The organism is Mycolicibacterium mageritense (assembly GCF_010727475.1).
Lineage (GTDB): Bacteria > Actinomycetota > Actinomycetes > Mycobacteriales > Mycobacteriaceae > Mycobacterium > Mycobacterium mageritense.
The window spans coordinates 2,911,657-2,930,900 of the sequence record NZ_AP022567.1 but is presented as its reverse complement, the minus strand read 5'-3'; the positions used below and the strand labels follow the sequence as shown (position 1 = coordinate 2,930,900).

Sequence of the window (19,244 nt, the reverse complement as noted above, 5' to 3'; positions counted from 1 at the left end):
ATCCGTATCAGTTGTCACAGCGCGTGACACGCCTGTCACAATGGAGCGGATGTTGGAAGCACCTGAGCACCCCGATGACCAGCTCGCCGCGACCGGCGATCGGCGCGACGGGCACTGGTGGCAGAGCCTGCAAGCCGCCTCGACGCGTCGTGCGCTGCTGCTGACGGCGCTCGGCGGGTTGCTCATCGCAGGACTGATCACGGCGCTGCCGCGCAGCGAGGGCGCCAACACCGCGCTCAACGCCGGTGCGCTTGCGCTCGGACCCCGCGGCAACGACACGTTCGACCATGTCAAGACGGGAGACTGCCTGAACTGGCCCGGTCCCGATCCCGACGGCGCGCACATCGTCTCCTGCACCGACGAGCACCGCTTCGAGGTCGCCGAGGCCGTCGACATGCGCACGTTCCCGGGCAGCGAGTACGGCCCCAACGCCGCGCCGCCGTCCGAGGACCGCATCAAACAGATCAGCCAGGAACAGTGCACCCCGGCGTTGCGCCAGTACCTGGGGCCGAAGTTCGACCCGAACGGCAAGTTCACTATCGGCCTGCTGTGGTCGGGCGAGAAGGCCTGGAAGCAGTCGGGCGAACGCCGCATGCTCTGCGGGCTGCAGTTACTCGGCCCCGGTGACACCCAGATCGCCTTCCAGGGCAAGGTCGCCGACATCGATCAGTCCAAGGTGTGGCCGGCAGGCACGTGCCTGGGCATCGACCCCGCGACCAACCAGCCCACCGACGTCCCGGTGGACTGCGCGGCACCGCATGCCATGGAGGTCACCGGCGCGGTGAACCTGGCCGAGAAGTTCCCCGGAGGCCTCCCTCCCGAACCCGACCAGGACTCCTACATCAAGGAGACCTGCACCAAGCTGACCGACGACTATTTGGCGCCCGTACAGCTGCGGAGCACGACCCTGGCGCTGAGCTACAGCACCATCGCGCTGCCCAGCTGGTCGGCGGGCAGCCGCCAGGTGTCGTGCAGCATCGGCGCGACGCTCGGGAACGGTGGTTGGTCGACGCTGGTCCACAGCGCCAAGGGCCCGCTGATGATCAACGGGCAGCCGCCGGTCGCCCCGCCGGACATTCCCGAGGAGCGGTTGAACATGCCGCCGATCCCGATGCCGGAAGCGACCGTCGACACGTCGTCGTCCTCGGGTTCGTCGTCCTCGGGTTCGTCCTCGTCGGGCTCATCCTCGTCGTCGGGTTCGTCGTCGTCGTCCGGCTCGTCGTCGTCCACGGGCTCGCAGTCGCAGCAGACGCAGCACCTGCCCGCCGCACCCAGCTCGGCAGCACCGGAGCCTCAGCAGGCCAACACGTTCAACCCGCCGCCGCCCGGGGCCCCGCCGGCACCGGACCAGGCGCAACCGCCCGCGGCGGATCAGGCTGCACCGCCGGCCCCCGCGCCCGAGCAGGCGGCACCGGCACCTGCGGGCCCGCCGCCGGGCGAACCGGCACCGCCACCACTGGTGCCGTAAGCCATGGCCGTGCGGATGAGCCCGCAACGGTTTGAGGAACTGGTTTCCGAAGCTCTCGACCGCATCCCGCAGGAACTGGCCGCGGCGATCGACAACGTCGTGGTGCTCGTCGAAGACCGCAACGCCGAGGAGCCCGACATCCTGGGCCTGTACCAGGGCATCGCGTTGACCGAGCGGGACTCCTGGTACGCGGGATCACTGCCGGACACCATCACGATCTACCGGGAACCGCTGCTGGAGATGTGTGCGGACGACGACGAGGTCCGCGACGAGGTGGCGATCACGGTCATCCACGAGATCGCGCACCATTTCGGGATCGATGACGAGCGGCTCCACCGGCTGGGTTGGGGATGACCCGAAAGAAGCCCATCCCCCCGCGCGGCATCGCCGCATTGTCGGTGTGCGGTGCTATGAACAGGCCATGAGCATCCAGTGCCGGGACTGTCTGGCCGGTCTGGAGCACTGCCACGGCACGGTCGTCCACCACGTCCGGTACCGCGCGGAGTGCACTGACGACGGCTGCACCACCCCCGAGATCGCCCACACCTTCAGCATCGACTGCGAATCGATCGGCTGTCCCTGCGGCCGCGACATCGCGCTCGCGATCTAGCCCATCGGGTCGCCTGAGTGCAGCGCATCCTCGACCGGGTGCACCTCCGGCTCGGGATAGAACGGCGGGGTCAGCGCGGCCCACTGCACACAGCTCCAGCGCCCGTCGGTGATCGGCGCCAGCACCACTGATTCGGCGTTGCCCAGGTGATGGTCGAGCGCGAAGCTCGAATCGATGCCGGCCAGCGTGGCCGCGACCAACCGGATCGCGGCGCCGTGACTGACCACGACGATGTCGCCGGGGAACTCGTGATCGTCGAGGTAGCGCATCCGAAGCTCGGTGAGCACCGGGACGTAGCGGTCGAGCACCTGGGTGGCCGTCTCGCCGCCGGGCATGGGCACGTCGAGCTCGCCCTGATGCCAACGCTGATAGATCGCGTTGAACTGCGCGATCGCCGCGTCGTCGTTGCGGTTCTCCAACTCGCCGACCTGAACTTCGTGCAGGCCTTCGAACTCGTGCAGGCCGAGACCGGTTTCGGCGCCGATGCCCGCGGCGGTCTGCGCGGCCCGGCGCGCCACGGAGTGGCCGACCATCGCGAGCGGTTGCGGCAGCGTGCGCGCGAACCGGCGCGCCTGGTCGTGGCCGAGGTCGGTCAGCTCGGCGCCGGGCGGGCGCGTGTCGAGGCGGCGGTCGACATTGCCATGGGACTGGCCGTGACGGACCAGGATCAGCCGTCCACTCATGCGCGGTCTCCGTTGCGTAGGCGCTCCAGCCACTGCGACGCCTCGTCGAGGTGCGGCGGCGGCGCGCCTGCCGCGGACCCCGTAGGCCAAGAACCCAGATATCTCACATCTGCACAACGCCGGTGCAGCGCTTTGAGTGCCTCGGCCACCGGAACGTCGTCGATGTGGCCCACGCAGTCGAGAAAGAACATGTACGTGCCCAACTCGGTTCGGGTCGGCCGGGATTCGATGCGAGTCAGGTCGATGCCGCGGATCGAGAATTCGGTCATGGCAGACACCAGCGCACCGGGGACGTTCTCCAGCCGCAAGACCACCGAGGTGCGGTCGGCACCCGTCGAGTGCGGTGGCCGCCCGGGCAGCCCGGCGAGCACGAAGCGGGTTCTGGCGTTGGCCTCGTCGACGACGCCGGAGGCCAGCACGTCGACGCCACAGCGCTGAGCGGCCAGCAACGTGCTGACCCCGGCGTCGGCGCGGCCCTCGGCGACGTCGTGCGACGCCGAGGCGTTCGAGATCGCCGGAACCACTTCGGCGTCGGGCAGGTTGGCGGCCAGCCAGTTGCGCACCTGGGCCGCGGCGACCGGGAAGGCCGCGACCGTCGCGATGGGGCCGGTATGGCCGGGTCGCACCACGATCGTGAACGACACGTCCAGCGTGAGCTCGGCGTAGATCTGCAGCGGTGATCCCGCGGCGAGGCTGTCGAGTGTCGGAAGCACCGAACCTTCGATCGAGTTCTCGATCGGCACGCACGCGTAGTCGGCCTGCTGCTCGCGCACCGCGGCTAGCGCGCCGGGCGTGCTGTCGGTCCGGACCGGCGTGAATGCCGTGTGTGCGTCGGCTCCCGGTGGAATGCCAGGTACCGAACCGTTGGCGATCATCTGCAGCAATGCCGCCTCGGTGAAAGTTCCTTCCGGTCCGAGGTAGGCGATGCGCGGCACATGCCAACCCTATCCGCTCGGTTTCCCTGGACCGGTCGTGTCGCGCGCGGCATGTTCGGTACGCCTTGCGGCCACCGGGGCACCCAGTTAATTTAGGCTTACCTCACCTCAAGGAAAGGCGGCGAGATGGCCACAGCGGCACCGACGACGGCCGAGCGGATTCGCAGTGCATGCGCGCGCGGTGGCGGCGCCATGGTCGCCGTCGAAGGCCTCGAGCCGATCGCGACGCCCGTCCACCACCTGCTCGACGACGGCTCGTTCGCGATCACCGTGCCGCAGACCGGGCCGCTGGCCGCGATGGTGGTGTCGGCAGGCTCGGCAGGTGTGCAGGCCGTGCTCGAGATGACCGACTACGCACCGCTGCCGCTGCGCGAGCCCGTACGCTCCCTGGTCTGGATCCGGGGCCGGCTGCAGCACGTGCCGGCGGGCGAGGTCGCGGCGCTGCTCGACATCGTCGCCACGAAAGACCCGAATCCTGCCCTGCTGCAAGTCAATTCATCCCCGCAGCAAGGTGACGACACGTACGCCCTGATGCGCCTGGAGATCGAGTCGGTGGTCGTCGCCGACGCCACCGGCGCCGAGTCCGTCGGCCTGGGCGCGCTGCTGCAGGCCCAGCCGGACCCCTTCTGTGCCATGGAGTCCTGCTGGCTGCAACACATGGAATCCGCGCACCGCGACGTGGTGGAACGGCTCGCTACCCGACTGCCCGTGGCCCTGCGCCAAGGCCGCGTGCGGCCGCTGGGCCTGGACCGCTACGGCGTGCAGCTGCGCGTCGAGATCGACAACGGCGACCACGACGTGCGGCTGCCGTTCGCCAAGCCGGTCGACGATGTCACGGGCCTCAGCCAGGCGATCCGCGTGCTCATGGGGTGCCCCTTCCTCAACGGGCTACGCGCACGACGCATCTGATCTCAGGAGCACCGCTACCGTAGCTCCGGTGACCGAGCCCCCTGCCGCGGAGCGACCACGCCGCGCGCTCAAGATCGAGATCGCCGTCGTCCTGGCGGTGACCTTCGGGCTCAGCGCTTACACCGCGCTGCTCAAACTGACCGAGGCCGTGCTGCTCGGCCTGGCCGGGCAGACCGTGGCGCTCAACCCCAAGCGCTCGCCGTTCGACCTGATCGACCTCGGCCTGCACCTGGCCGGCATCCTGCAGCTGCTCGCGTGGGGAGCGCTCGCGCTGTATCTGTTGTGGCGCAGCGGATTCGGCCCGGCCAAGATCGGTCTGGCCCGGCCGCAATGGCGCGCCGACGGTCTCGGCGGCCTGGGTCTGGCCGCGCTGATCGGCCTGCCGGGGTTGGCGTTCTACGTCCTTGCCCGGCTGCTCGGCCTCAGTGCCGACGTCGAACCCGCCGAGCTGTACGACACCTGGTGGCGCATCCCGGTGCTACTGGGAGTGGCGTTCGCCAACGGCTGGGCCGAAGAGATCATCGTCGTGGGTTTCCTGCTGACGCGGTTGCGCCAGCTCGACGTCAGCCCGGGGCGTGCCCTGGTGATCTCAAGCCTGCTGCGCGGCGCCTACCACCTCTACCAGGGGTACAGCGCGGGCGTCGGCAACGTCGTGATGGGCCTGGTGTTCGGCTACGCCTGGCAGCGCACGGGCCGGTTGTGGCCGCTGATCATCGCCCACACCCTGATCGATGCCGTCGCATTCGTCGGCTATGCGCTTGTCGCGGACCATCTCAGCTGGTTGCAGTAGACCGGCCGCTTCGACACGTACATTTCAGCTGTGGACGACAACCGGTACCAGCCCGACCCGCGGTTGCGGCGTCCGGCCCCGGGCCGGCCGCCCGCTGAACCGTCGCAGGTCATCCGGCGCGATCCGAACTACCGGCCGCCGTGGCCCCCGAATCCGCCTACGCCACCCAGGCAACCACCGCCTCGGCCGGCCCCGCCCCCGCGGCGCGCCGCACCCCCGCCGCCACCACCTCCGCCCCGGCGGCCGCCCGCGCCCGTGGCCCGCCCGCCTCAGCCCGCCGGACCGCCGCCACCCACACCGAAAGCGCCCCGCAAGCCGCGGCGCCGACGCCGCTGGGGCCGCATCGTGCTGACGCTGCTGCTGTTGGCGATCGTCGGCATCGTCGCCACGGGTGTGTGGATCGACTCGTCGTTACAACGGATCCCGGCGCTTGCCGACTACCCCGAACGGCCCGGCACCGGCCGGGGCACCACATGGCTGCTGGTCGGCTCGGACAGCCGCCAAGGGCTGAGCCCCGAGCAACAGGCCGAGCTCGCGACGGGCGGGGACATCGGCAACGGCCGCACCGACACGATCCTGATCGTGCACGTCCCGGGCCTGGGCTCGAGCACGCCCGCCACGATGGTGTCCATCCCGCGCGACTCGTATGTGCCCATCCCGGGCTACGGTGAGGACAAGATCAACGCGGCCTTCTCGCTGGGCGGCGCGCCGCTGCTGGCGCAGACCGTCGAACAGGCCACGGGTCTGCGGCTCGACCACTACGCCGAGATCGGGTTCGACGGATTCGCGGCCCTCGTCGACGCCGTCGGCGGGGTCACGATGTGCCCGCCCGAACCGATCACCGACCCACTCGCCGGCATCGACCTGCCCGCCGGTTGCCAACGCCTCGACGGCCGCAACGCGCTCGGATACGTGCGCACCAGGGCGACGCCGCGCGCAGACCTCGACCGCATGGTCAACCAGCGCCTGTTCATGTCCGCGCTGCTGCACCGGGCGACCAGCCCGTCGGTCCTGCTCAACCCGCTGCGCTGGTATCCGATGGCGCACGCCGCCGGCGCAACGGTCACGGTCGACCAAGACGCCCACATCTGGGATCTGGCCTGGCTGGCCTGGGCACTGCACGGTGATCCCGTGACCACCACGGTGCCCATCGGAGAGTTCACCGGGAGCGATTCCGGTTCGGTGGTCGTGTGGGACAGCGACGCCGCGGGCCGGCTGTTCGCCGCGTTGGCCGCCGACGACCCGGCACCTCCCGACACGTTGAACACGCAATAGTTTAGGCAAAGCTAAATTAGGCAACAGCAAATTCAAAGCGATATTTGTTAGCGCCGTCACACCACTTAGGTAAAGCTGACCTCAATGAGGTTCACCTTCTATGACAATGCGCGCTGACCTGCTATATCCTCGCGATCATGACGATCACCGGTGCCCTCGACACGAAATTCCACGCGCTTCTCCAGGACCAGATTCGCAGCGAATTCACCGCGGCTCAGCAATACATTGCGATTGCCGTTTATTTCGATGGCGCCGATCTTCCGCAGCTCGCCAAGCACTTCTACGCGCAGGCCATCGAGGAGCGCAACCACGCCATGATGCTGGTGCAGTACCTGCTCGACCGCGACGTCGACGTCGAGATCCCCGGCGTGGACACGGTGTGCAATCGGTTCGATTCGCCCCGCGAGGCGCTTGTGCTGGCGCTCAACCAGGAGCGCACGGTCACCGAGCAGATCAGCCGGCTGGCGAGCGTGGCCCGCGAGGAGCACGACTACCTCGGCGAGCAGTTCATGCAGTGGTTCCTCAAGGAGCAGGTCGAAGAGGTCGCCATGATGTCGACGCTCGTGCGGATCGCCGACCGCGCCGGCGCCAACCTGTTCCACCTCGAGGACTTCGTCGCACGTGAGCTCGGCGCGGCAACTGCCGACCCGACCGCGCCGACCGCCGCGGGCGGCAACCTCTAAATCCGGCCGACGTCAGTCCCGGCCCGCACCGGTCAGGCCGTTCTGCAGCCAGTCCTTGGTGCGGCCGGGATGGTTGGTCGCGACCCAGGCCACCCCGATGTCGCGGCAGAAGCGGACATCCTCGTAGTGATCGACCGTCCAGCAGTACAGCGCCCGGCCCTGTGCCGCCGCCCGGTCGACCAACTCGGGATGTTCGCGCAGCGTCGCGATGGACGGGCCGACCGCGGTGGCACCGACCGTCGTGGCGGCGCTGCCGCCCAGGTAGCGCGACGTCTCGCCCAACAACACCGTGGGGAGCATCGGCGCGGCGCGGCGGATCCGCCAGACCGCGGCCGCCGAGAACGACATCACCACGGCCCGCGCGAGATCCGCGGACGCCGGCGCGGCGATCCCGTACCGATGCAGTAGCGCCAGCACCTTGTTCTCCACGAGGGCGCCGTACCGGACGGGGTGCTTGGTCTCGATGAAGAGTTTGACGGGCCGGTTCCAGTCCAGCACCAGCGAGACGAGGTCGTCGAGCGTCAACAGCCCGGTGTCCTGATCGCCGTCCGGGCGCCAGCTCGAATGCCATGACCCGTAATCGAGATCCCGCAACTGCGCCAGTGTCATCTCACTGACCAGACCCGAACCGGTCGACGTCCGGTCCACCTTCCGGTCATGCACGCACACCAGGTGCCCATCACGGGTCAGCCGCACGTCGCACTCGACGCCGTCGGCACCCTCACGCAACGCGAGATCGTAGGCAGCCAAGGTGTGTTCGGGCCGGTCCGCAGACGCTCCGCGATGTGCCACCACAAATGGATGAACCCGATCCGGTGTCGGCCCAGCAGCGCCGGCGTCGTCCGCGGTCATATGGCTATGCTGCCGGGTTCTGCCCTTCGGTCTCAACCGGAACGGCCGATTCCTCGGTCTGTGCCGGCTGATCGGCGCTGTCGGCAGACGGCGCCGGGGATGCCTCGGCAGTGCCCACCACGACCCAGCGATGGGCACTGCGGTGCGGTTCGGTGCGCTCGAACCGGAAGTACAGCCGGGCCGTCAACGCCACGGTTGCGACTGCGAAGACGTAGCCGACGGTGGTGATCACGGTGTTGTCGGCGATGCCCTGCGGCGAGTTCCAGAAGAAGCTCACCAGCACGGTACTGATCACCGACCACGTCGCGGTCACCGCGCTCACGGCCCACACTGCCCACCACAGCGCGATCGGCCGGCGCAGCTGCGTCAACCGGCCCTCGATCGTGGCCAGCTCGATGACGAACACGGGTGCCACCAGCACGTTGAGCCCGGGGAACAAACACAGGATCAAGATTTCCCACGGCGACCGTGGATCGTCCTGTCCGCGATGCCGGTAGGCTGCGGCGCGCCGAGCGATCAGCCAGTTGGCCAGGAATATCGCGGTGACGATCACGGCGACCACCGCGAGCACGCTTGCCAGCAGCCCGAGCACGACACCGCCTGCGGCGACGAAGGGATGCAGCAACACCGTGCGGTTGATCAACAGCAGGATGTAGCGCACCAGATGGGCGAAGACCGCGAAGCCCAGCATCGCCATTGCGAGGATCAGCAGCTTGCGGACGGTCGAAGCGGACGGTCCGCCGCGCGTGACATCGCGCTGCTCTTCGGGTTCGAAGTACTGCTGCAGGCCCCAGCGCGGAATGACGGGATAGCGCGGGGTCGGTCCGAGCGGCCTGCGCTGCCGACGGGCCGGCGGCGCCGCGCCCGGACGAACGGCGATCCAGCGGTAACCCGGGGCCGGCCGCTGCGGCGGGCGCTGCTGGGCCGGTTGCTGCGGGGGTGCCCACTGCTGTGCGGGAGCCGACGGTGCGAGCAGCGTGCCACCACACCGCGGGCACCACGACCGTTGCCGGTCGCGCACGTTCCAGCGCGTCCCGCACTGCGAACACACCTGGATCATCCGACCAGCCTAGCGACGACTCGGTAGTTGCTTTTGCGGCTGCCCGGTCAGACCGTGCCGACGCCGCCGTCGTCGGTGACCACGGGCCGGCCGGCGGCCGTCCAGGCCAGCATGCCGCCGTTGACGTTGACCGGGGTGTAGCCGTTGCGAGCCAGATAGTTCGCGACGCGCAGCGACCGCCCGCCGGCGTGGCACACCACGAACAGTTCGGCGTCGGGGTCGATCTCGGCCATCCGGGCAGGCACGTCACCCATCGGTATGTGCTGGGCACCTGCCACATGCCCGCGCTGCCATTCGTCATCCTCACGCACGTCGAGCAGGACCACCGACCCCTCGAACGTCGTGGGAACCGCGGCGATCTCCGCCTGCGCGACCTCCACATCGTCCATGGCAACCATGCTGACACGCCGATCTTGCCGACGCATCCATCGCCGTGGACCCATCGCGCTTAGCAATGCGCGGCTATCCACAGTTTCCACAGGTTCATCCACAGGCCGACACCTGCCGCGACCGTCCGCAGCCTGGTTTAGCTGTGCGCTTACTGATCAACACTGTGGATAACCCTGTGTTCACCCGAGCGTCGATCAACACCTGATTGCGAAGCGAGCGAAATTGCTCGTGCCGCTAACTATCTGCGGACACGCCGCATCGGCGGACCGTGGCCCGATTCCGCAGCCGCCACCGCCGGGATCCGCACCGCCCGACGCGCGAAGCCGGTGCCGCCGCAGATTGTGCTCACGTTGATTCCCATTACCGCGCCCGGCCAAACGGAGCGCCGCGGTGGCGACGGGGCGGCACGTCGCGTTCGCGCAGAATTCGCGCCGCGTTCGCGATGCACGTGCCGAACGGTCCTGCCCTGGCGAAACCAGCTCGGGTGTTTGCGGCGTGGCGGCCCCGATTTTTGCCGGCACCGCAAAGGGTCTATGATCGGCGTCACACCTGATGTTGTGACAGAACTCACTGGGGGCAAACATTGATCGCGCAGGTCAGGAGCGTGTGATGGCATCGCATCCGATGGGCCCGGGGTCGGCCTTACCACAATCTGAGTGGCATTCGTCCGGACACCTGCACACCCGCAACCAACTGATGTCGTTCATGCGGGCGGGCGTGATCGCGCTGCTGTTGCTGGGCGTCCTCGCGTTGATCGTCTTGTACTGACCGCGAACCGATCGGGTATACGTGGGGTGGTGACGCGCGTCCTTGCGATGCGCGCGGCGATGGAGCAATGTTGACGACGATCTTGATGACGTCGAACTCCATCGATCAATTACAGGAAGGAATCTCGTGGCTGAATACACCCTGCCAGACCTGGATTACGACTACGGAGCACTGGAACCCCACATCTCCGGTCAGATCAACGAGCTTCACCACAGCAAACACCACGCGGCGTACGTCAAGGGCGTCAACGACGCAGTTGCGAAGCTCGAGGAAGCCCGGGCCAACGGTGACCACGCCGCGATCTTCCTCAACGAGAAGAACCTGGCCTTCCACCTCGGCGGTCACGTGAACCACTCGATCTGGTGGAAGAACCTGTCCCCCAACGGCGGTGACAAGCCGACGGGTGATCTCGCGGCCGCCATCGACGAGCAGTTCGGATCGTTCGACAAGTTCCAGGCACAGTTCACCGCGGCCGCCAACGGCCTGCAGGGCTCGGGTTGGGCCGTCCTCGGCTACGACAGCCTCGGCGACCGGCTGCTGACCTTCCAGCTGTATGACCAGCAGGCCAACGTACCGCTCGGCATTATTCCGCTGCTTCAGGTGGACATGTGGGAGCACGCCTTCTACCTGCAGTACAAGAACGTTAAGGCGGACTACGTCAAGGCCTTCTGGAACGTCGTCAACTGGGAGGACGTCCAGAACCGCTACGCGGCGGCCACGTCGAAGGCCAACGGCCTCATCTTCGGCTGAGCCGGAATCTGCCCGACCAGAGGGTATTTCAGAAGTCTCTACAGAAGGGGCGTCGCGCGACAGCGCGGCGCCCCGCCCTCGTTCTCGGCCCACCGTGTCGCCTTGCACACCCCGCGACGTGGGCGCATCCTGAATTCATCGACCAATGTGCCGGGGCACGTCCGATCGCCGTCGACGGACGAATCCCGGCACTGACGTCCCGGAGGCGAAGATGGATAAGGGGTCTTCTCGGGCGATCGAAATCGCCCCTTTTCATTCCGGTGGCTTGCTCAAGGGATTCGTGGTGTCAGGCCGCTGGCCCGAGTCGACCAAAGAATGGGCACAGCTGTTGATCGTCACCGTGCGCGTGGCCTCGCTTCCCGGATTGCTGGCCACCACAACGATTTTCGGTGTGCGTGAGGAGCTTCCCGAGCAGCCTCAGCCGGGCACCGTGGGGCTCGTGCTCGCCGAGGGTCCGGTGGTCGGTGAGTCCGCGGTGCCGCCCGGCTATTTCGCCGAGCACCAGCCACCCGCATTGCTGATGCTGCATCCGCCGTCGGAGACGACGCCGTCGCTGCCTGAGTGTGCCGGCGCGGCGTCGGGATGTGTGCTGCTGCCCGGTCTGCCGCACCTCGGTCTCGAACACCGGGCGGCGTGGGTCGAGGCAGAGTCAGACGGCACGATCACGTCGATGGTGAGCCGCGTGGGCGTCGATCCGATCAGCCACCCGGACACCGCGATTCTCGCGATGCTGCTGGCGGCGTGAGCCGCTTGTATTTATATGGCGAAAACAAGAATACGGCTACCCGAAACAGGTAGGAGAGCTAGCGAACCGAGCAAGCAACCGTTAGGGTCTTAGCCGTCAGCGAAGGGCCGTAGTCCCGATCGCCGAGTCGACATCCTGGCGCCAGCCCGGCCGGCGAACCGCTTCGCAGCGGTGGACGAGACCTTCGACCGCATGCCGCGCAGGTCTGTTGATCGTTGCTGCGGCGACGCGCCGAGAGGTCGTCAGTGCTTGCCGCCACGCCCAGCAGCCTCGGCGTGGTTGCCGTCTCCTTGCCCGCCCAGATGCGGCCGGCGATCGCACCCGTGCCGTTCGGATGGCACCTGAGGTTGTCCATTCTCGGTGCCGCCGTCATCGTCTCATGCATCTTTTCCGGCCTCGTAGACCATTTAATGGGACTCACTCCCCCGGATAATTCGATTACATTTGCTGCGCTAATCGCATTTCTGTCGGTCGTTTTTTGGGCGCGCCACGTGGGCCGCGCCGATAGCGGCGGAGCCGGAAAAGCGACGGCATTGTGTCCGGCGCTGCTCACAGTTGTCTCGTCGCTCGCGCCGACCCGTCCCGGTCACGCGCCGATGCCCGCGTCCGTTGGCGATCGTGACTGGTCAGACGCCTGGCGCGACACCGCGCGAGGGGCGGTGCTGGCAGTCGCGGCAGCAATCACCGCCGCGTCGGTGCGCCATCACCGGTTGTCTGAGCGGTCCGTGCGCAACGCAGCGGGTGTGCTATTCCTGTTAGTCGGGTTGTGGATGCTGATCATCGGCGCGCTTGGCTGGCGCCCGGTCACGGCGGCGGTTACCGTCCTCGTGGTCATGGCCGCCGCAGGGTCCGCCGCCTGCGGGCCTGCGCGTGAGCGCGCGCCGACACCTTGGTCCGCCGGCTGAACGTGAATCGTCACCAGAATCCGCCTGAAGCCGTCGTGGCAACTTTTTGTTCGGCGGATCGCGCCTTTTCGGCGGCCGCGACGACAGCGCGCGCCCCGTGCCGCACGCCGGTGCCGCGCGGCGCGCCAGTGCGGCGTTGGTCTGTGCGCCAGCAAATACCCATTTCGGGACGTGATCTGACCGTGTCCGTTGCCCAGCGACCAGGTGAGGTCACCCCTGAGATGCATAGACAGCAGCTCACCAGCGCCAATGCAACGCAACCGTCATTATTTGCCTAGTCACACGACGGAATCCCGCCCTCGACGCCCGGCGAAGGTACCGGTTTCCGCTGCCCGGACCCACAAAACACAAAGCCGATTTAACTTTTACGCGGTTTGCACTTGGTTGTTGCCACAACTCTCGCTACGATGGTCAGCAAATACGCCGCCTATTCGTACCGCTCATGATGCATGTGGAGGTCAAATCGATGAGCAAGACGTTCGCCGCCCGCCTAAACCGCCTGTTCGACACGGTTTATCCACCTGGGCGCGGACCCCATACCTCGGCTGAGGTCATCGCCGCGCTGAAGTCCGAGGGCATCACCATGTCGGCGCCGTACCTGTCGCAGCTCCGGTCGGGCAACCGCACCAACCCATCCGTGGCAACAATGGCCGCCCTTGCCAATTTCTTCCGGATCAAGCCGGCCTACTTCACCGACGACGAGTACTACGAGAAGCTCGACAAGGAGCTGACCTGGCTCGCGAGCATGCGCGACGAAGGGGTCCGTCGCATCGCAGCCCGCACCGTTGGCCTGTCGGCCGAGGCGCAGCAGGACATCGTCCAGAAGGTCGACGAACTGCGCCGCCGCGAACAACTCGACGACTGACGTCCACTCAAGCCGCCAGCTGAGCAGGATCACCAGATGATCCCTGCTTAGCTGGCGTGTTTGGCTTTTTCCAATGCGCGGTACTGCTCGGCAATAGCAAGGATCCATTCCCGGTCGGAATACGATTCCGGTTGGCGCAGCCAGGTGAGTCCTGGAAATGCGGCGGGGTCCGGCTCGTCGTCGCCGCGAGTTTCATAGATCCACTGCGCGACGACGCGCGCCTGCTCGGTCGGTGACACGTTCGCCGGATCGCCCTTGCGGCGCCGATCGTCTTTTGCCGACGATCCTCGGGGGCCGACCGACTCACGATTCCGCGCCGCAGTCGCCGCAGCGGTGGCCTCCAGGTACAGCGAATCCGATATCAACGACATCCGTTCAGCCACCCGGAAAACCAACGGTCCCCGCGGTCGCACGCCGATGCCGACATCAGGCTGACGCCGCCCGAGTTCGGCAAGCAGCGGCGCGATGACACGCAGTTCCTGCCGTGCCCCGAACCAGTCTTCGATGCTCGGCAACAACGAGCCCATCGCGACGATCACCATCGCGCAGCCCAATATCGTGACCGCCGCACCCACACTGACCAGGTTGGTCCGGCTCACCACCCGGATCAGGAAGAACCCGCTCGCCGCCACGATCAGGACAATGCCGATCGTGAACACGAACAGCGCGCGACCGCGCCGGCTGCGGTTCGAGTAGCGCACGCCGGCCCACGTCACGAGCGTGAGCGCCAGGAGCACGTACAGCAACGGCAGCAGCCACGTGGTGCCGTTGCCGCCGAGGTTGCGTTGCAGGTACTCCCCCGGCGCCATCTCGGGTTGCCGGCCGGCCAGGAAGAACGTCGCCAGGCTGACGACCGCCACGACCGCGGCGACGCCGTACTGCACCATCGCGATGCGCCGGCTGATCGCGGCGGGACGATCGGAGGCCGCGGTGGTGATCATCACGCAGCTTCCCGCCGCACATGCGATCAACGCCACCTGGCTGAACGCCATCGCGATGTTGGGCCAGTGCAGCAGGGTGTCGGTGAGAAGTGCCAGCGGCTGCCAGTTGAACGCGGCCACCGCGCCGAGGCTGCCCAGCGCAAGGATCATCGCCGAGCTCACCAGAGATTGTTTGTTGACCAGTGCCCAGCCGATGCGCAGTCCAGTAGCCAGGCCGAGCAGACCCGCGATCACCCAGATGATCAACCAAACGCCTCTCCGAGGCGAACCTGAACGATCGACGACCGGTCAGACGGCAGCCGTCCCAGCCGGTACAGCAGCAGGGCCGCGAAATCCTCGGCCTCCTGCTCAATGTCCTCGCCATTGGGGCCCATGCATCCGGTCCGTTGGTTGAGCATGTACGCGATGAGGTCCGAACTCGCGACCTCTACGGCATCCTCGGCGGCTTCGACGATCGAGATGCCGTCATGCCCGAGCACCAGATGGCCAAGTTCGTGGGCCAGGGTGCGGTCCCAGGCCGGTAGGCCCTGCTGGATCAGGAACACATCGCGGTCTGCGTACTGTCGCCACTGTCCGCAGACGCCCGGCGGCAGCTCGGCCATGTCGACTTCGATGGGTCTGCCGCGGTCCTCGCTGACTGCCTCGACCAGGCGGATCAATGTCACTTCACCCCGTCGAGGAGCGAGGTCGAGCACCGCGCTCACAGCGCGCGTCACGCTTTTGCTGGCTGACATCTGTCCCCCTTTCGACTCCTCGCCGTCCTGCCGATCAGCCCAGGAACCGCGCCGACCCGGCCCTCAGCGAGAAACCGGCTTTGGCCTGCCGGTATCCGACGAGCCCCCCTGCGCCCGTCAGAGCCATGATGCCGACCACCCCGGGCACGGCGACCGCCGCGATCTGCGATGTCCCCGCGGTACGGAGATAGTCGACATAGCCCATCCGGTACGACACCGGAATCGCGCTGTCCAGGCCGTCCGCGAGCGAACGGTCTGCCGATGCTTCCGATTGTTTCATTGTCGGTTCAGTGAACGACGGGGATCCCGCGTCATTGCCCGAAGGACCGTCCCCGCCGGGAGCACCTGGCGGCGCAAGCAAGGGCGGCACAACAATGATCGGCGCCACGACGACCGGCGGCAACACGGGCGGCGGGAGCGCTGCCGCGGCACCGGCCGCGAGCCCGGGTGGGGCGGCGGGTGCGGCCTCCGAAACAGGCGCCGCGGCCTGCTCGGGCAACTGCATCTGAGGCGGGGGCTGCGGACCACCGACCGACCCTGGCAACGCACCGACTCCGTCGCCGCCGCCGTCCCTGCCCCCACCCGGCGATCCGATGAGCGTGGTCGTCGTAGGCGAGGTCGTCGGCGAAGTTGTCGGGGAGGTCGATCGTGTTGTCGTCGTCGCCGTGGTGGTCGCGGAAGTCGTCGTCGCAGTCGTCGATGACGTCTCCGACGTTGTCACGTCCGTCGTCGTCACCTCTACCGAAGTCGGCGGCGTCTCTGACACCGTCTCCGTCTCGCCGGTCGTCTCGGTCTTCGTAGGCGGCGTCTCGGTTTTTGTCTCGGTCTTGGTTCCCGGCGCGTCGGTCTTCGTCCCGGGAGTTTTCGTAGTTCCCTGCTCGTCTCCGTCGTCGCCCTCGGCAGACGCGTTGCCGGTTTGCGGGGACTGACCGCTGGGATTGCGCGACGGACCCGAGCTCGGCTTGTTCGACCCGGACGGCGACTTTGTCGAATCACGGGACGGGCCACCGGTCGGACGGTTGGCTCCTTCTCCGACACCGCCCGGCTTGCCGTCGTCCCGGCTCGGGCGCCCGCTGTCGGGCCGGGCGTGGTCGCGGCCGCCCTGTTGGCTGCCCTTGTCGTCGTTGTGCGACGAACCCTGTGACGAATCGCCGTGACCGCGGTCGGGGTCGGCAAACGCGAGCGCACCACCGATACCGGCGATGAGCAGGCCGGAAAGGACCACGCACGCTGAGGCGGCGACGCGCACACCGGAACGCACGACCCCACCACCTCTCAAGCGCATCGCACATCGGCCCTAAAGACGTCCGAACAATTGTCGCACAGACCGCCTGACCGATTTGCTAGCCGTAATGAATAACCAGCGGTCACACAGGGCTTGGCGGCCGAGCAAAGCCGCCGGACGATACTGTGGGTCTGCAGCATTGCACTGGGGATCGCCACAACTCGACGAGACGACCGGGAGGCAGCCGGAATGGGCCTGTTCACGCGACGTAAAAGCCGTGCTACCCGCAGGGCCGAAGCCCGGGCCATCAAGGCAAAGGCCAAGCTGGAAGCCAAGCTCACCGCAAAGAACGAGGCCCGCCGCATCAAAGGTGACCGCAAGGCCGAGCGCAAGGCGCTGAAGTCCCAGCTCAAAGCTCAGCGGGACAGTGATCGCACAGCGCTCAAAGTCGCCCAGGCAGAGCTGCAGGCGGCACGTGAAGGCAAGTTGCTTTCGCCCGCTCGAATTCGTCGGCTGCTGACTGTCACACGTTTGCTGGCGCCCGTGTTGGTGCCGCTGATTTACCGCGCGTCGATCGCCGCGCGGGGTGCACTCGACGAGCGTCGGGCCGATCAGCTCGGCGTCCCGCTGAGCCAGCTGGGTCAGTTCTCGGGGCACGGCGCCCAGCTGTCGGCCCGCATCGCCGGCGCCGAACAGTCCTTGCGCCTCGTGGTCGACAAGAAGCCCAAGGATGCCGAGACCAAGCAGTTCGCATCGGCCATCACCGACCGGCTCAGCGACCTGTCGGCTGCGGTGACCGCCGCGGAGAACATGCCGACGGCCCGTCGCCGCGGCGCACACGCGGCCATCGCCGCGCAGCTCGACGGCATCGACGCCGACCTGATGGCCCGGCTCGGCCTGGTCTGACCCCGATACTCCCCATGACCGACGCCACGCCTGATCCCGCAGCGCCGCTGCGCGGTGTGGCGGTCGGTGGACTCACCGCGACGCTCGCGGCCGTGGCTCACGGTGCTGCGGGCGGCGCGCTGCCGGGCGGCGCGATGACGGCACAGCTCACGGTGCTGGCCGTGACGCTGGGCATGCTCGCCGCGACCCTCACCCGGGCGGATCGGACGATCGTGCTGTGGGGGCTGCTCGGTGTGGGCCAGGTGTTGGGCCACGCTCTGCTGGCCACCGCCGACCACGCGCACAGCGCCGCGCCGGGTGCGGGGATGACGCTCGCGCACCTGGCGGCCGTGACCGTGGGAGCGGTGCTGATCGCGGGCGGCTCGCGGCTGTGCGCCGCGGTGTCCCGTGCGGTGCGTGCGGCCGTGCCGGTCGAGCAGCCACTGCCGATCCCGGCGACTATCGTCAGCCGCGACAGCGACGGGCCACTGCACTCGGTTCTCTTCCTCATCTCGTCGGTATCGCATCGGGGTCCGCCGGTCGGCGTCCGCGCCTGACCCGATTCCCCTCCGACGAAAGATCCCGACGAAATGCAACCCCATATCGGGGCGCCTTGCCGCGCCCTGCTCGGCACCGCGGCGACGGTCGCGGCCGTCGCGCTACTCACCGCTGCGCCCGCCGCGGCACACGTCCACGTCGACGCCGACAACGCCGCCCCGGGCAGCACTGCGGTGCTCACATTCCGGGTGCCCGGAGAATCCGATTCCGGGGCGTTGACCACCGCGCTGAGTGTCAGCCTGCCCGACGTCACCTCGGCCCGCACCGAGGTGATGCCCGGCTGGACGGCCAAGCTCGACCGCGACGTCGCGGCGGGTACCGTGCGGTCGGTCACCTGGACTGCCGCGCCCGGCGTGGGCATCTCCCCCGACCAGTTCGCGCTGTTCAAGATCTCGGTCAAGCTGCCCGATTCCGACACCGTGAGCTTCCCCGCCACGCAGACCTATTCCGATGGTTCAGTCGTGCACTGGGACCAGGCGCCGCTGCCCGACGGCAGCGAACCGGAGCACCCCGCACCCGAGGTGAAACTGACCGGCGCGGCGTCTGACGACCATCACGGTGACGAGCACGCCGAGCAACCGGCACCGGCCCAGCCCACCGCACAACCGTCGTCAAGCACCGACGATTCGGCACGCTGGCTCGCGGGCGGCGCGCTCGTGGTGGCGGCCGCCGCGGTCGTCACGGCACTGCTGGCTAGGAGGCGGTCGTGAAGAAGCTCTTCGCCGTCGTGCTGACTGGCCTCGCCATGGCGGCGGCGGCACTGACGGGAGCGGGCGTCGCGTCGGCCCACGCGACCCGCATCGCCACCGACCCCGCCGAAAACGCGCAGCTCACCGCGTCCCCGCAGCGCGTGAGCGCGACGTTCAACGAGACGTTGCAGCAGGCGTTCGCGGCCATGACGGTCGTGGGCCCGGACGGCAATCTGTGGTCGAGCGGCGACGCCGAGGTCAAGGGCGCGGTGATCGGCGTCGGGCTGCGGCCGCTCGGACCGGCCGGCACCTACACCGTGAACTACCGCGTGACGTCCGCCGACGGACACGTCGTCTCCGGATCGTGGTCCTTCGAGTTGACCGTCGCAGGGACCGGAACACCGGGGCCGTCCGCCACGGCCGACGCCAAGACCGATGACGGGCTGCCGGTCTGGCCATTCGTCGCGGCGGCCGTCGTGATCGTCGGCGGCGGGGCCTGGTGGGCGGTACGCAGACGGTCGTGA

26 protein-coding genes are annotated in these 19,244 nt (G+C 68.0%); 18 read left to right on the top strand and 8 right to left on the bottom strand.

Features of this window, described 5'->3' with window-relative positions; translation table 11 throughout:
- Nucleotides 1–40: 40 nt before the first annotated feature.
- The 3 genes from G6N67_RS13890 (at nt 41) to G6N67_RS13880 (ending at nt 2,078) form a co-directional block, all read left to right on the top strand.
- Nucleotides 41–1,468 carry a septum formation family protein gene (locus G6N67_RS13890; RefSeq protein ID WP_036431137.1) on the top strand — a complete coding sequence of 476 codons (1,428 nt, stop codon included), beginning with the start codon at nt 41–43 and terminating at the stop codon, nt 1,466–1,468.
- Nucleotides 1,469–1,471: 3 nt separating this feature from the next.
- Nucleotides 1,472–1,822 (top strand): metallopeptidase family protein, encoded by a 351-nt coding sequence (locus G6N67_RS13885; protein WP_036431135.1) that lies wholly within the window; start codon nt 1,472–1,474, stop codon nt 1,820–1,822.
- 67 nt (nt 1,823–1,889) lie between these two features.
- On the top strand, nt 1,890–2,078 hold the full coding sequence (locus G6N67_RS13880) for a hypothetical protein (protein WP_036431132.1): 189 nt from the start codon (nt 1,890–1,892) through the stop codon (nt 2,076–2,078).
- Here the strand turns inward: G6N67_RS13880 and G6N67_RS13875 are convergent.
- Together G6N67_RS13875 and pheA are read right to left on the bottom strand one after the other, a co-directional pair.
- Nucleotides 2,075–2,761: a histidine phosphatase family protein gene (locus G6N67_RS13875; protein ID WP_036431129.1), complete on the bottom strand. Its 687-nt coding sequence runs from the start codon at nt 2,759–2,761 to the stop codon at nt 2,075–2,077. The two genes, G6N67_RS13880 and G6N67_RS13875, sit on opposite strands and share 4 nt — an antisense overlap.
- Nucleotides 2,758–3,696, bottom strand: a complete 939-nt coding sequence (gene pheA, locus G6N67_RS13870; RefSeq protein WP_036431126.1) for a prephenate dehydratase — start codon at nt 3,694–3,696, stop codon at nt 2,758–2,760. The genes G6N67_RS13875 and pheA overlap by 4 nt, the downstream gene beginning before the upstream one ends.
- 126 nt (nt 3,697–3,822) lie before the next feature.
- Between pheA and G6N67_RS13865 the strand changes: the two genes are divergently transcribed.
- The 4 genes from G6N67_RS13865 to G6N67_RS13850 all read left to right on the top strand — a co-directional run bounded on the left by G6N67_RS13865 (nt 3,823) and on the right by G6N67_RS13850 (nt 7,353).
- Nucleotides 3,823–4,605, top strand: coding sequence for a DUF2470 domain-containing protein (locus G6N67_RS13865; RefSeq protein WP_036431123.1), 783 nt, complete (start codon nt 3,823–3,825; stop codon nt 4,603–4,605).
- 28 nt (nt 4,606–4,633) lie between these two features.
- Complete coding sequence (locus G6N67_RS13860) at nt 4,634–5,395, top strand: CPBP family intramembrane glutamic endopeptidase (protein ID WP_036431121.1); 762 nt, start codon at nt 4,634–4,636, stop codon at nt 5,393–5,395.
- Between the two features lie 111 nt (nt 5,396–5,506).
- On the top strand, nt 5,507–6,670 hold the full coding sequence (locus G6N67_RS13855; protein ID WP_370466333.1) for an LCP family protein: 1,164 nt from the start codon (nt 5,507–5,509) through the stop codon (nt 6,668–6,670).
- A gap of 137 nt (nt 6,671–6,807) precedes the next feature.
- The gene (locus G6N67_RS13850; protein WP_036431118.1) at nt 6,808–7,353 is read left to right on the top strand and encodes a ferritin; all 546 of its coding nucleotides are present in this window, start codon (nt 6,808–6,810) and stop codon (nt 7,351–7,353) included.
- A 12-nt stretch (nt 7,354–7,365) separates the two neighbouring features.
- Here the strand turns inward: G6N67_RS13850 and G6N67_RS13845 are convergent, their stop codons facing one another.
- The 3 genes from G6N67_RS13845 to G6N67_RS13835 are packed head-to-tail and all read right to left on the bottom strand — an operon-like array spanning nt 7,366 to nt 9,654.
- On the bottom strand, nt 7,366–8,205 hold the full coding sequence (locus G6N67_RS13845; RefSeq protein WP_036431115.1) for a glycerophosphodiester phosphodiesterase: 840 nt from the start codon (nt 8,203–8,205) through the stop codon (nt 7,366–7,368).
- A 4-nt stretch (nt 8,206–8,209) separates the two neighbouring features.
- Entirely contained in the window at nt 8,210–9,265 is a 1,056-nt protein-coding gene (locus tag G6N67_RS13840) for a DUF4328 domain-containing protein (protein ID WP_036431112.1), read from the bottom strand.
- Between the two features lie 47 nt (nt 9,266–9,312).
- Nucleotides 9,313–9,654: a rhodanese-like domain-containing protein gene (locus G6N67_RS13835; RefSeq protein WP_036431109.1), complete on the bottom strand. Its 342-nt coding sequence runs from the start codon at nt 9,652–9,654 to the stop codon at nt 9,313–9,315.
- A gap of 610 nt (nt 9,655–10,264) precedes the next feature.
- Between G6N67_RS13835 and G6N67_RS38795 the strand changes: the two genes are divergently transcribed.
- The 5 genes from G6N67_RS38795 to G6N67_RS13815 all read left to right on the top strand — a co-directional run bounded on the left by G6N67_RS38795 (nt 10,265) and on the right by G6N67_RS13815 (nt 13,688).
- Complete coding sequence (locus G6N67_RS38795; RefSeq protein WP_165572152.1) at nt 10,265–10,423, top strand: hypothetical protein; 159 nt, start codon at nt 10,265–10,267, stop codon at nt 10,421–10,423.
- A 126-nt stretch (nt 10,424–10,549) separates the two neighbouring features.
- The gene (locus G6N67_RS13830; protein WP_036431105.1) at nt 10,550–11,173 is read left to right on the top strand and encodes a superoxide dismutase; all 624 of its coding nucleotides are present in this window, start codon (nt 10,550–10,552) and stop codon (nt 11,171–11,173) included.
- Nucleotides 11,174–11,384: 211 nt separating this feature from the next.
- On the top strand, nt 11,385–11,918 hold the full coding sequence (locus tag G6N67_RS13825; RefSeq protein ID WP_036431101.1) for a hypothetical protein: 534 nt from the start codon (nt 11,385–11,387) through the stop codon (nt 11,916–11,918).
- A gap of 245 nt (nt 11,919–12,163) precedes the next feature.
- Nucleotides 12,164–12,823 carry a hypothetical protein gene (locus G6N67_RS13820; RefSeq protein WP_051578620.1) on the top strand — a complete coding sequence of 220 codons (660 nt, stop codon included), beginning with the start codon at nt 12,164–12,166 and terminating at the stop codon, nt 12,821–12,823.
- A 466-nt stretch (nt 12,824–13,289) separates the two neighbouring features.
- A complete protein-coding gene (locus G6N67_RS13815) occupies nt 13,290–13,688 on the top strand; it encodes a zinc-binding metallopeptidase family protein (protein WP_036435128.1) in 399 nt (132 codons plus the stop codon).
- A 47-nt stretch (nt 13,689–13,735) separates the two neighbouring features.
- On the opposite strand, the gene G6N67_RS13810 is transcribed toward G6N67_RS13815, so the two are convergent.
- Genes G6N67_RS13810 through G6N67_RS39220 form a run of 3 tightly spaced genes read right to left on the bottom strand, consistent with a single transcriptional unit; the run spans nt 13,736 to nt 15,643 of the window.
- The gene (locus tag G6N67_RS13810) at nt 13,736–14,875 is read right to left on the bottom strand and encodes a hypothetical protein (RefSeq protein WP_036431098.1); all 1,140 of its coding nucleotides are present in this window, start codon (nt 14,873–14,875) and stop codon (nt 13,736–13,738) included.
- Nucleotides 14,872–15,363, bottom strand: a complete 492-nt coding sequence (locus tag G6N67_RS13805) for an ImmA/IrrE family metallo-endopeptidase (protein ID WP_036431095.1) — start codon at nt 15,361–15,363, stop codon at nt 14,872–14,874. The genes G6N67_RS13810 and G6N67_RS13805 overlap by 4 nt, the downstream gene beginning before the upstream one ends.
- Nucleotides 15,364–15,397: 34 nt before the next feature.
- Nucleotides 15,398–15,643, bottom strand: a complete 246-nt coding sequence (locus tag G6N67_RS39220) for a hypothetical protein (protein ID WP_230022335.1) — start codon at nt 15,641–15,643, stop codon at nt 15,398–15,400.
- Between the two features lie 10 nt (nt 15,644–15,653).
- Between G6N67_RS39220 and G6N67_RS39215 the strand changes: the two genes are divergently transcribed.
- From G6N67_RS39215 to G6N67_RS13775, 6 genes are all read left to right on the top strand, one after another.
- Nucleotides 15,654–15,872 carry a hypothetical protein gene (locus tag G6N67_RS39215; RefSeq protein ID WP_230022336.1) on the top strand — a complete coding sequence of 73 codons (219 nt, stop codon included), beginning with the start codon at nt 15,654–15,656 and terminating at the stop codon, nt 15,870–15,872.
- Between the two features lie 84 nt (nt 15,873–15,956).
- Nucleotides 15,957–16,292, top strand: a complete 336-nt coding sequence (locus G6N67_RS13795) for a hypothetical protein (protein WP_131524641.1) — start codon at nt 15,957–15,959, stop codon at nt 16,290–16,292.
- Nucleotides 16,293–16,837: 545 nt separating this feature from the next.
- Nucleotides 16,838–17,494, top strand: coding sequence for a DUF6474 family protein (locus tag G6N67_RS13790; RefSeq protein ID WP_036431090.1), 657 nt, complete (start codon nt 16,838–16,840; stop codon nt 17,492–17,494).
- A 14-nt stretch (nt 17,495–17,508) separates the two neighbouring features.
- Complete coding sequence (locus tag G6N67_RS13785) at nt 17,509–18,030, top strand: hypothetical protein (RefSeq protein ID WP_036431088.1); 522 nt, start codon at nt 17,509–17,511, stop codon at nt 18,028–18,030.
- Between the two features lie 33 nt (nt 18,031–18,063).
- Nucleotides 18,064–18,741: a YcnI family copper-binding membrane protein gene (locus tag G6N67_RS13780; RefSeq protein WP_036431085.1), complete on the top strand. Its 678-nt coding sequence runs from the start codon at nt 18,064–18,066 to the stop codon at nt 18,739–18,741.
- Nucleotides 18,738–19,244, top strand: coding sequence for a copper resistance CopC family protein (locus tag G6N67_RS13775; RefSeq protein WP_036431081.1), 507 nt, complete (start codon nt 18,738–18,740; stop codon nt 19,242–19,244). Before G6N67_RS13780 ends, G6N67_RS13775 begins: the two co-directional genes overlap by 4 nt.

What these genes read in the sequence shown, in the direction of transcription:
- G6N67_RS13845 (WP_036431115.1), bottom strand. Translation starts at nt 8,205, where the DNA reads ATGACCGCGGACGACGCCGGCGCTGCTGGGCCGACACCGGATCGGGTT.
- G6N67_RS13795 (WP_131524641.1), top strand. Translation starts at nt 15,957, where the DNA reads ATGAGCGTGGTCGTCGTAGGCGAGGTCGTCGGCGAAGTTGTCGGGGAG.
- G6N67_RS13890 (WP_036431137.1), top strand. Translation starts at nt 41, where the DNA reads ATGGAGCGGATGTTGGAAGCACCTGAGCACCCCGATGACCAGCTCGCC.
- G6N67_RS13805 (WP_036431095.1), bottom strand. Translation starts at nt 15,363, where the DNA reads ATGTCAGCCAGCAAAAGCGTGACGCGCGCTGTGAGCGCGGTGCTCGAC.
- G6N67_RS13790 (WP_036431090.1), top strand. Translation starts at nt 16,838, where the DNA reads ATGGGCCTGTTCACGCGACGTAAAAGCCGTGCTACCCGCAGGGCCGAA.
- G6N67_RS38795 (WP_165572152.1), top strand. Translation starts at nt 10,265, where the DNA reads ATGGCATCGCATCCGATGGGCCCGGGGTCGGCCTTACCACAATCTGAG.
- G6N67_RS13815 (WP_036435128.1), top strand. Translation starts at nt 13,290, where the DNA reads ATGAGCAAGACGTTCGCCGCCCGCCTAAACCGCCTGTTCGACACGGTT.
- G6N67_RS13825 (WP_036431101.1), top strand. Translation starts at nt 11,385, where the DNA reads ATGGATAAGGGGTCTTCTCGGGCGATCGAAATCGCCCCTTTTCATTCC.
- G6N67_RS13875 (WP_036431129.1), bottom strand. Translation starts at nt 2,761, where the DNA reads ATGAGTGGACGGCTGATCCTGGTCCGTCACGGCCAGTCCCATGGCAAT.
- G6N67_RS13785 (WP_036431088.1), top strand. Translation starts at nt 17,509, where the DNA reads ATGACCGACGCCACGCCTGATCCCGCAGCGCCGCTGCGCGGTGTGGCG.
- G6N67_RS13885 (WP_036431135.1), top strand. Translation starts at nt 1,472, where the DNA reads ATGGCCGTGCGGATGAGCCCGCAACGGTTTGAGGAACTGGTTTCCGAA.
- G6N67_RS13850 (WP_036431118.1), top strand. Translation starts at nt 6,808, where the DNA reads ATGACGATCACCGGTGCCCTCGACACGAAATTCCACGCGCTTCTCCAG.
- G6N67_RS39220 (WP_230022335.1), bottom strand. Translation starts at nt 15,643, where the DNA reads ATGAAACAATCGGAAGCATCGGCAGACCGTTCGCTCGCGGACGGCCTG.
- G6N67_RS13840 (WP_036431112.1), bottom strand. Translation starts at nt 9,265, where the DNA reads ATGATCCAGGTGTGTTCGCAGTGCGGGACGCGCTGGAACGTGCGCGAC.
- G6N67_RS13780 (WP_036431085.1), top strand. Translation starts at nt 18,064, where the DNA reads ATGCAACCCCATATCGGGGCGCCTTGCCGCGCCCTGCTCGGCACCGCG.
- G6N67_RS13865 (WP_036431123.1), top strand. Translation starts at nt 3,823, where the DNA reads ATGGCCACAGCGGCACCGACGACGGCCGAGCGGATTCGCAGTGCATGC.
- G6N67_RS13880 (WP_036431132.1), top strand. Translation starts at nt 1,890, where the DNA reads ATGAGCATCCAGTGCCGGGACTGTCTGGCCGGTCTGGAGCACTGCCAC.
- G6N67_RS13835 (WP_036431109.1), bottom strand. Translation starts at nt 9,654, where the DNA reads ATGGACGATGTGGAGGTCGCGCAGGCGGAGATCGCCGCGGTTCCCACG.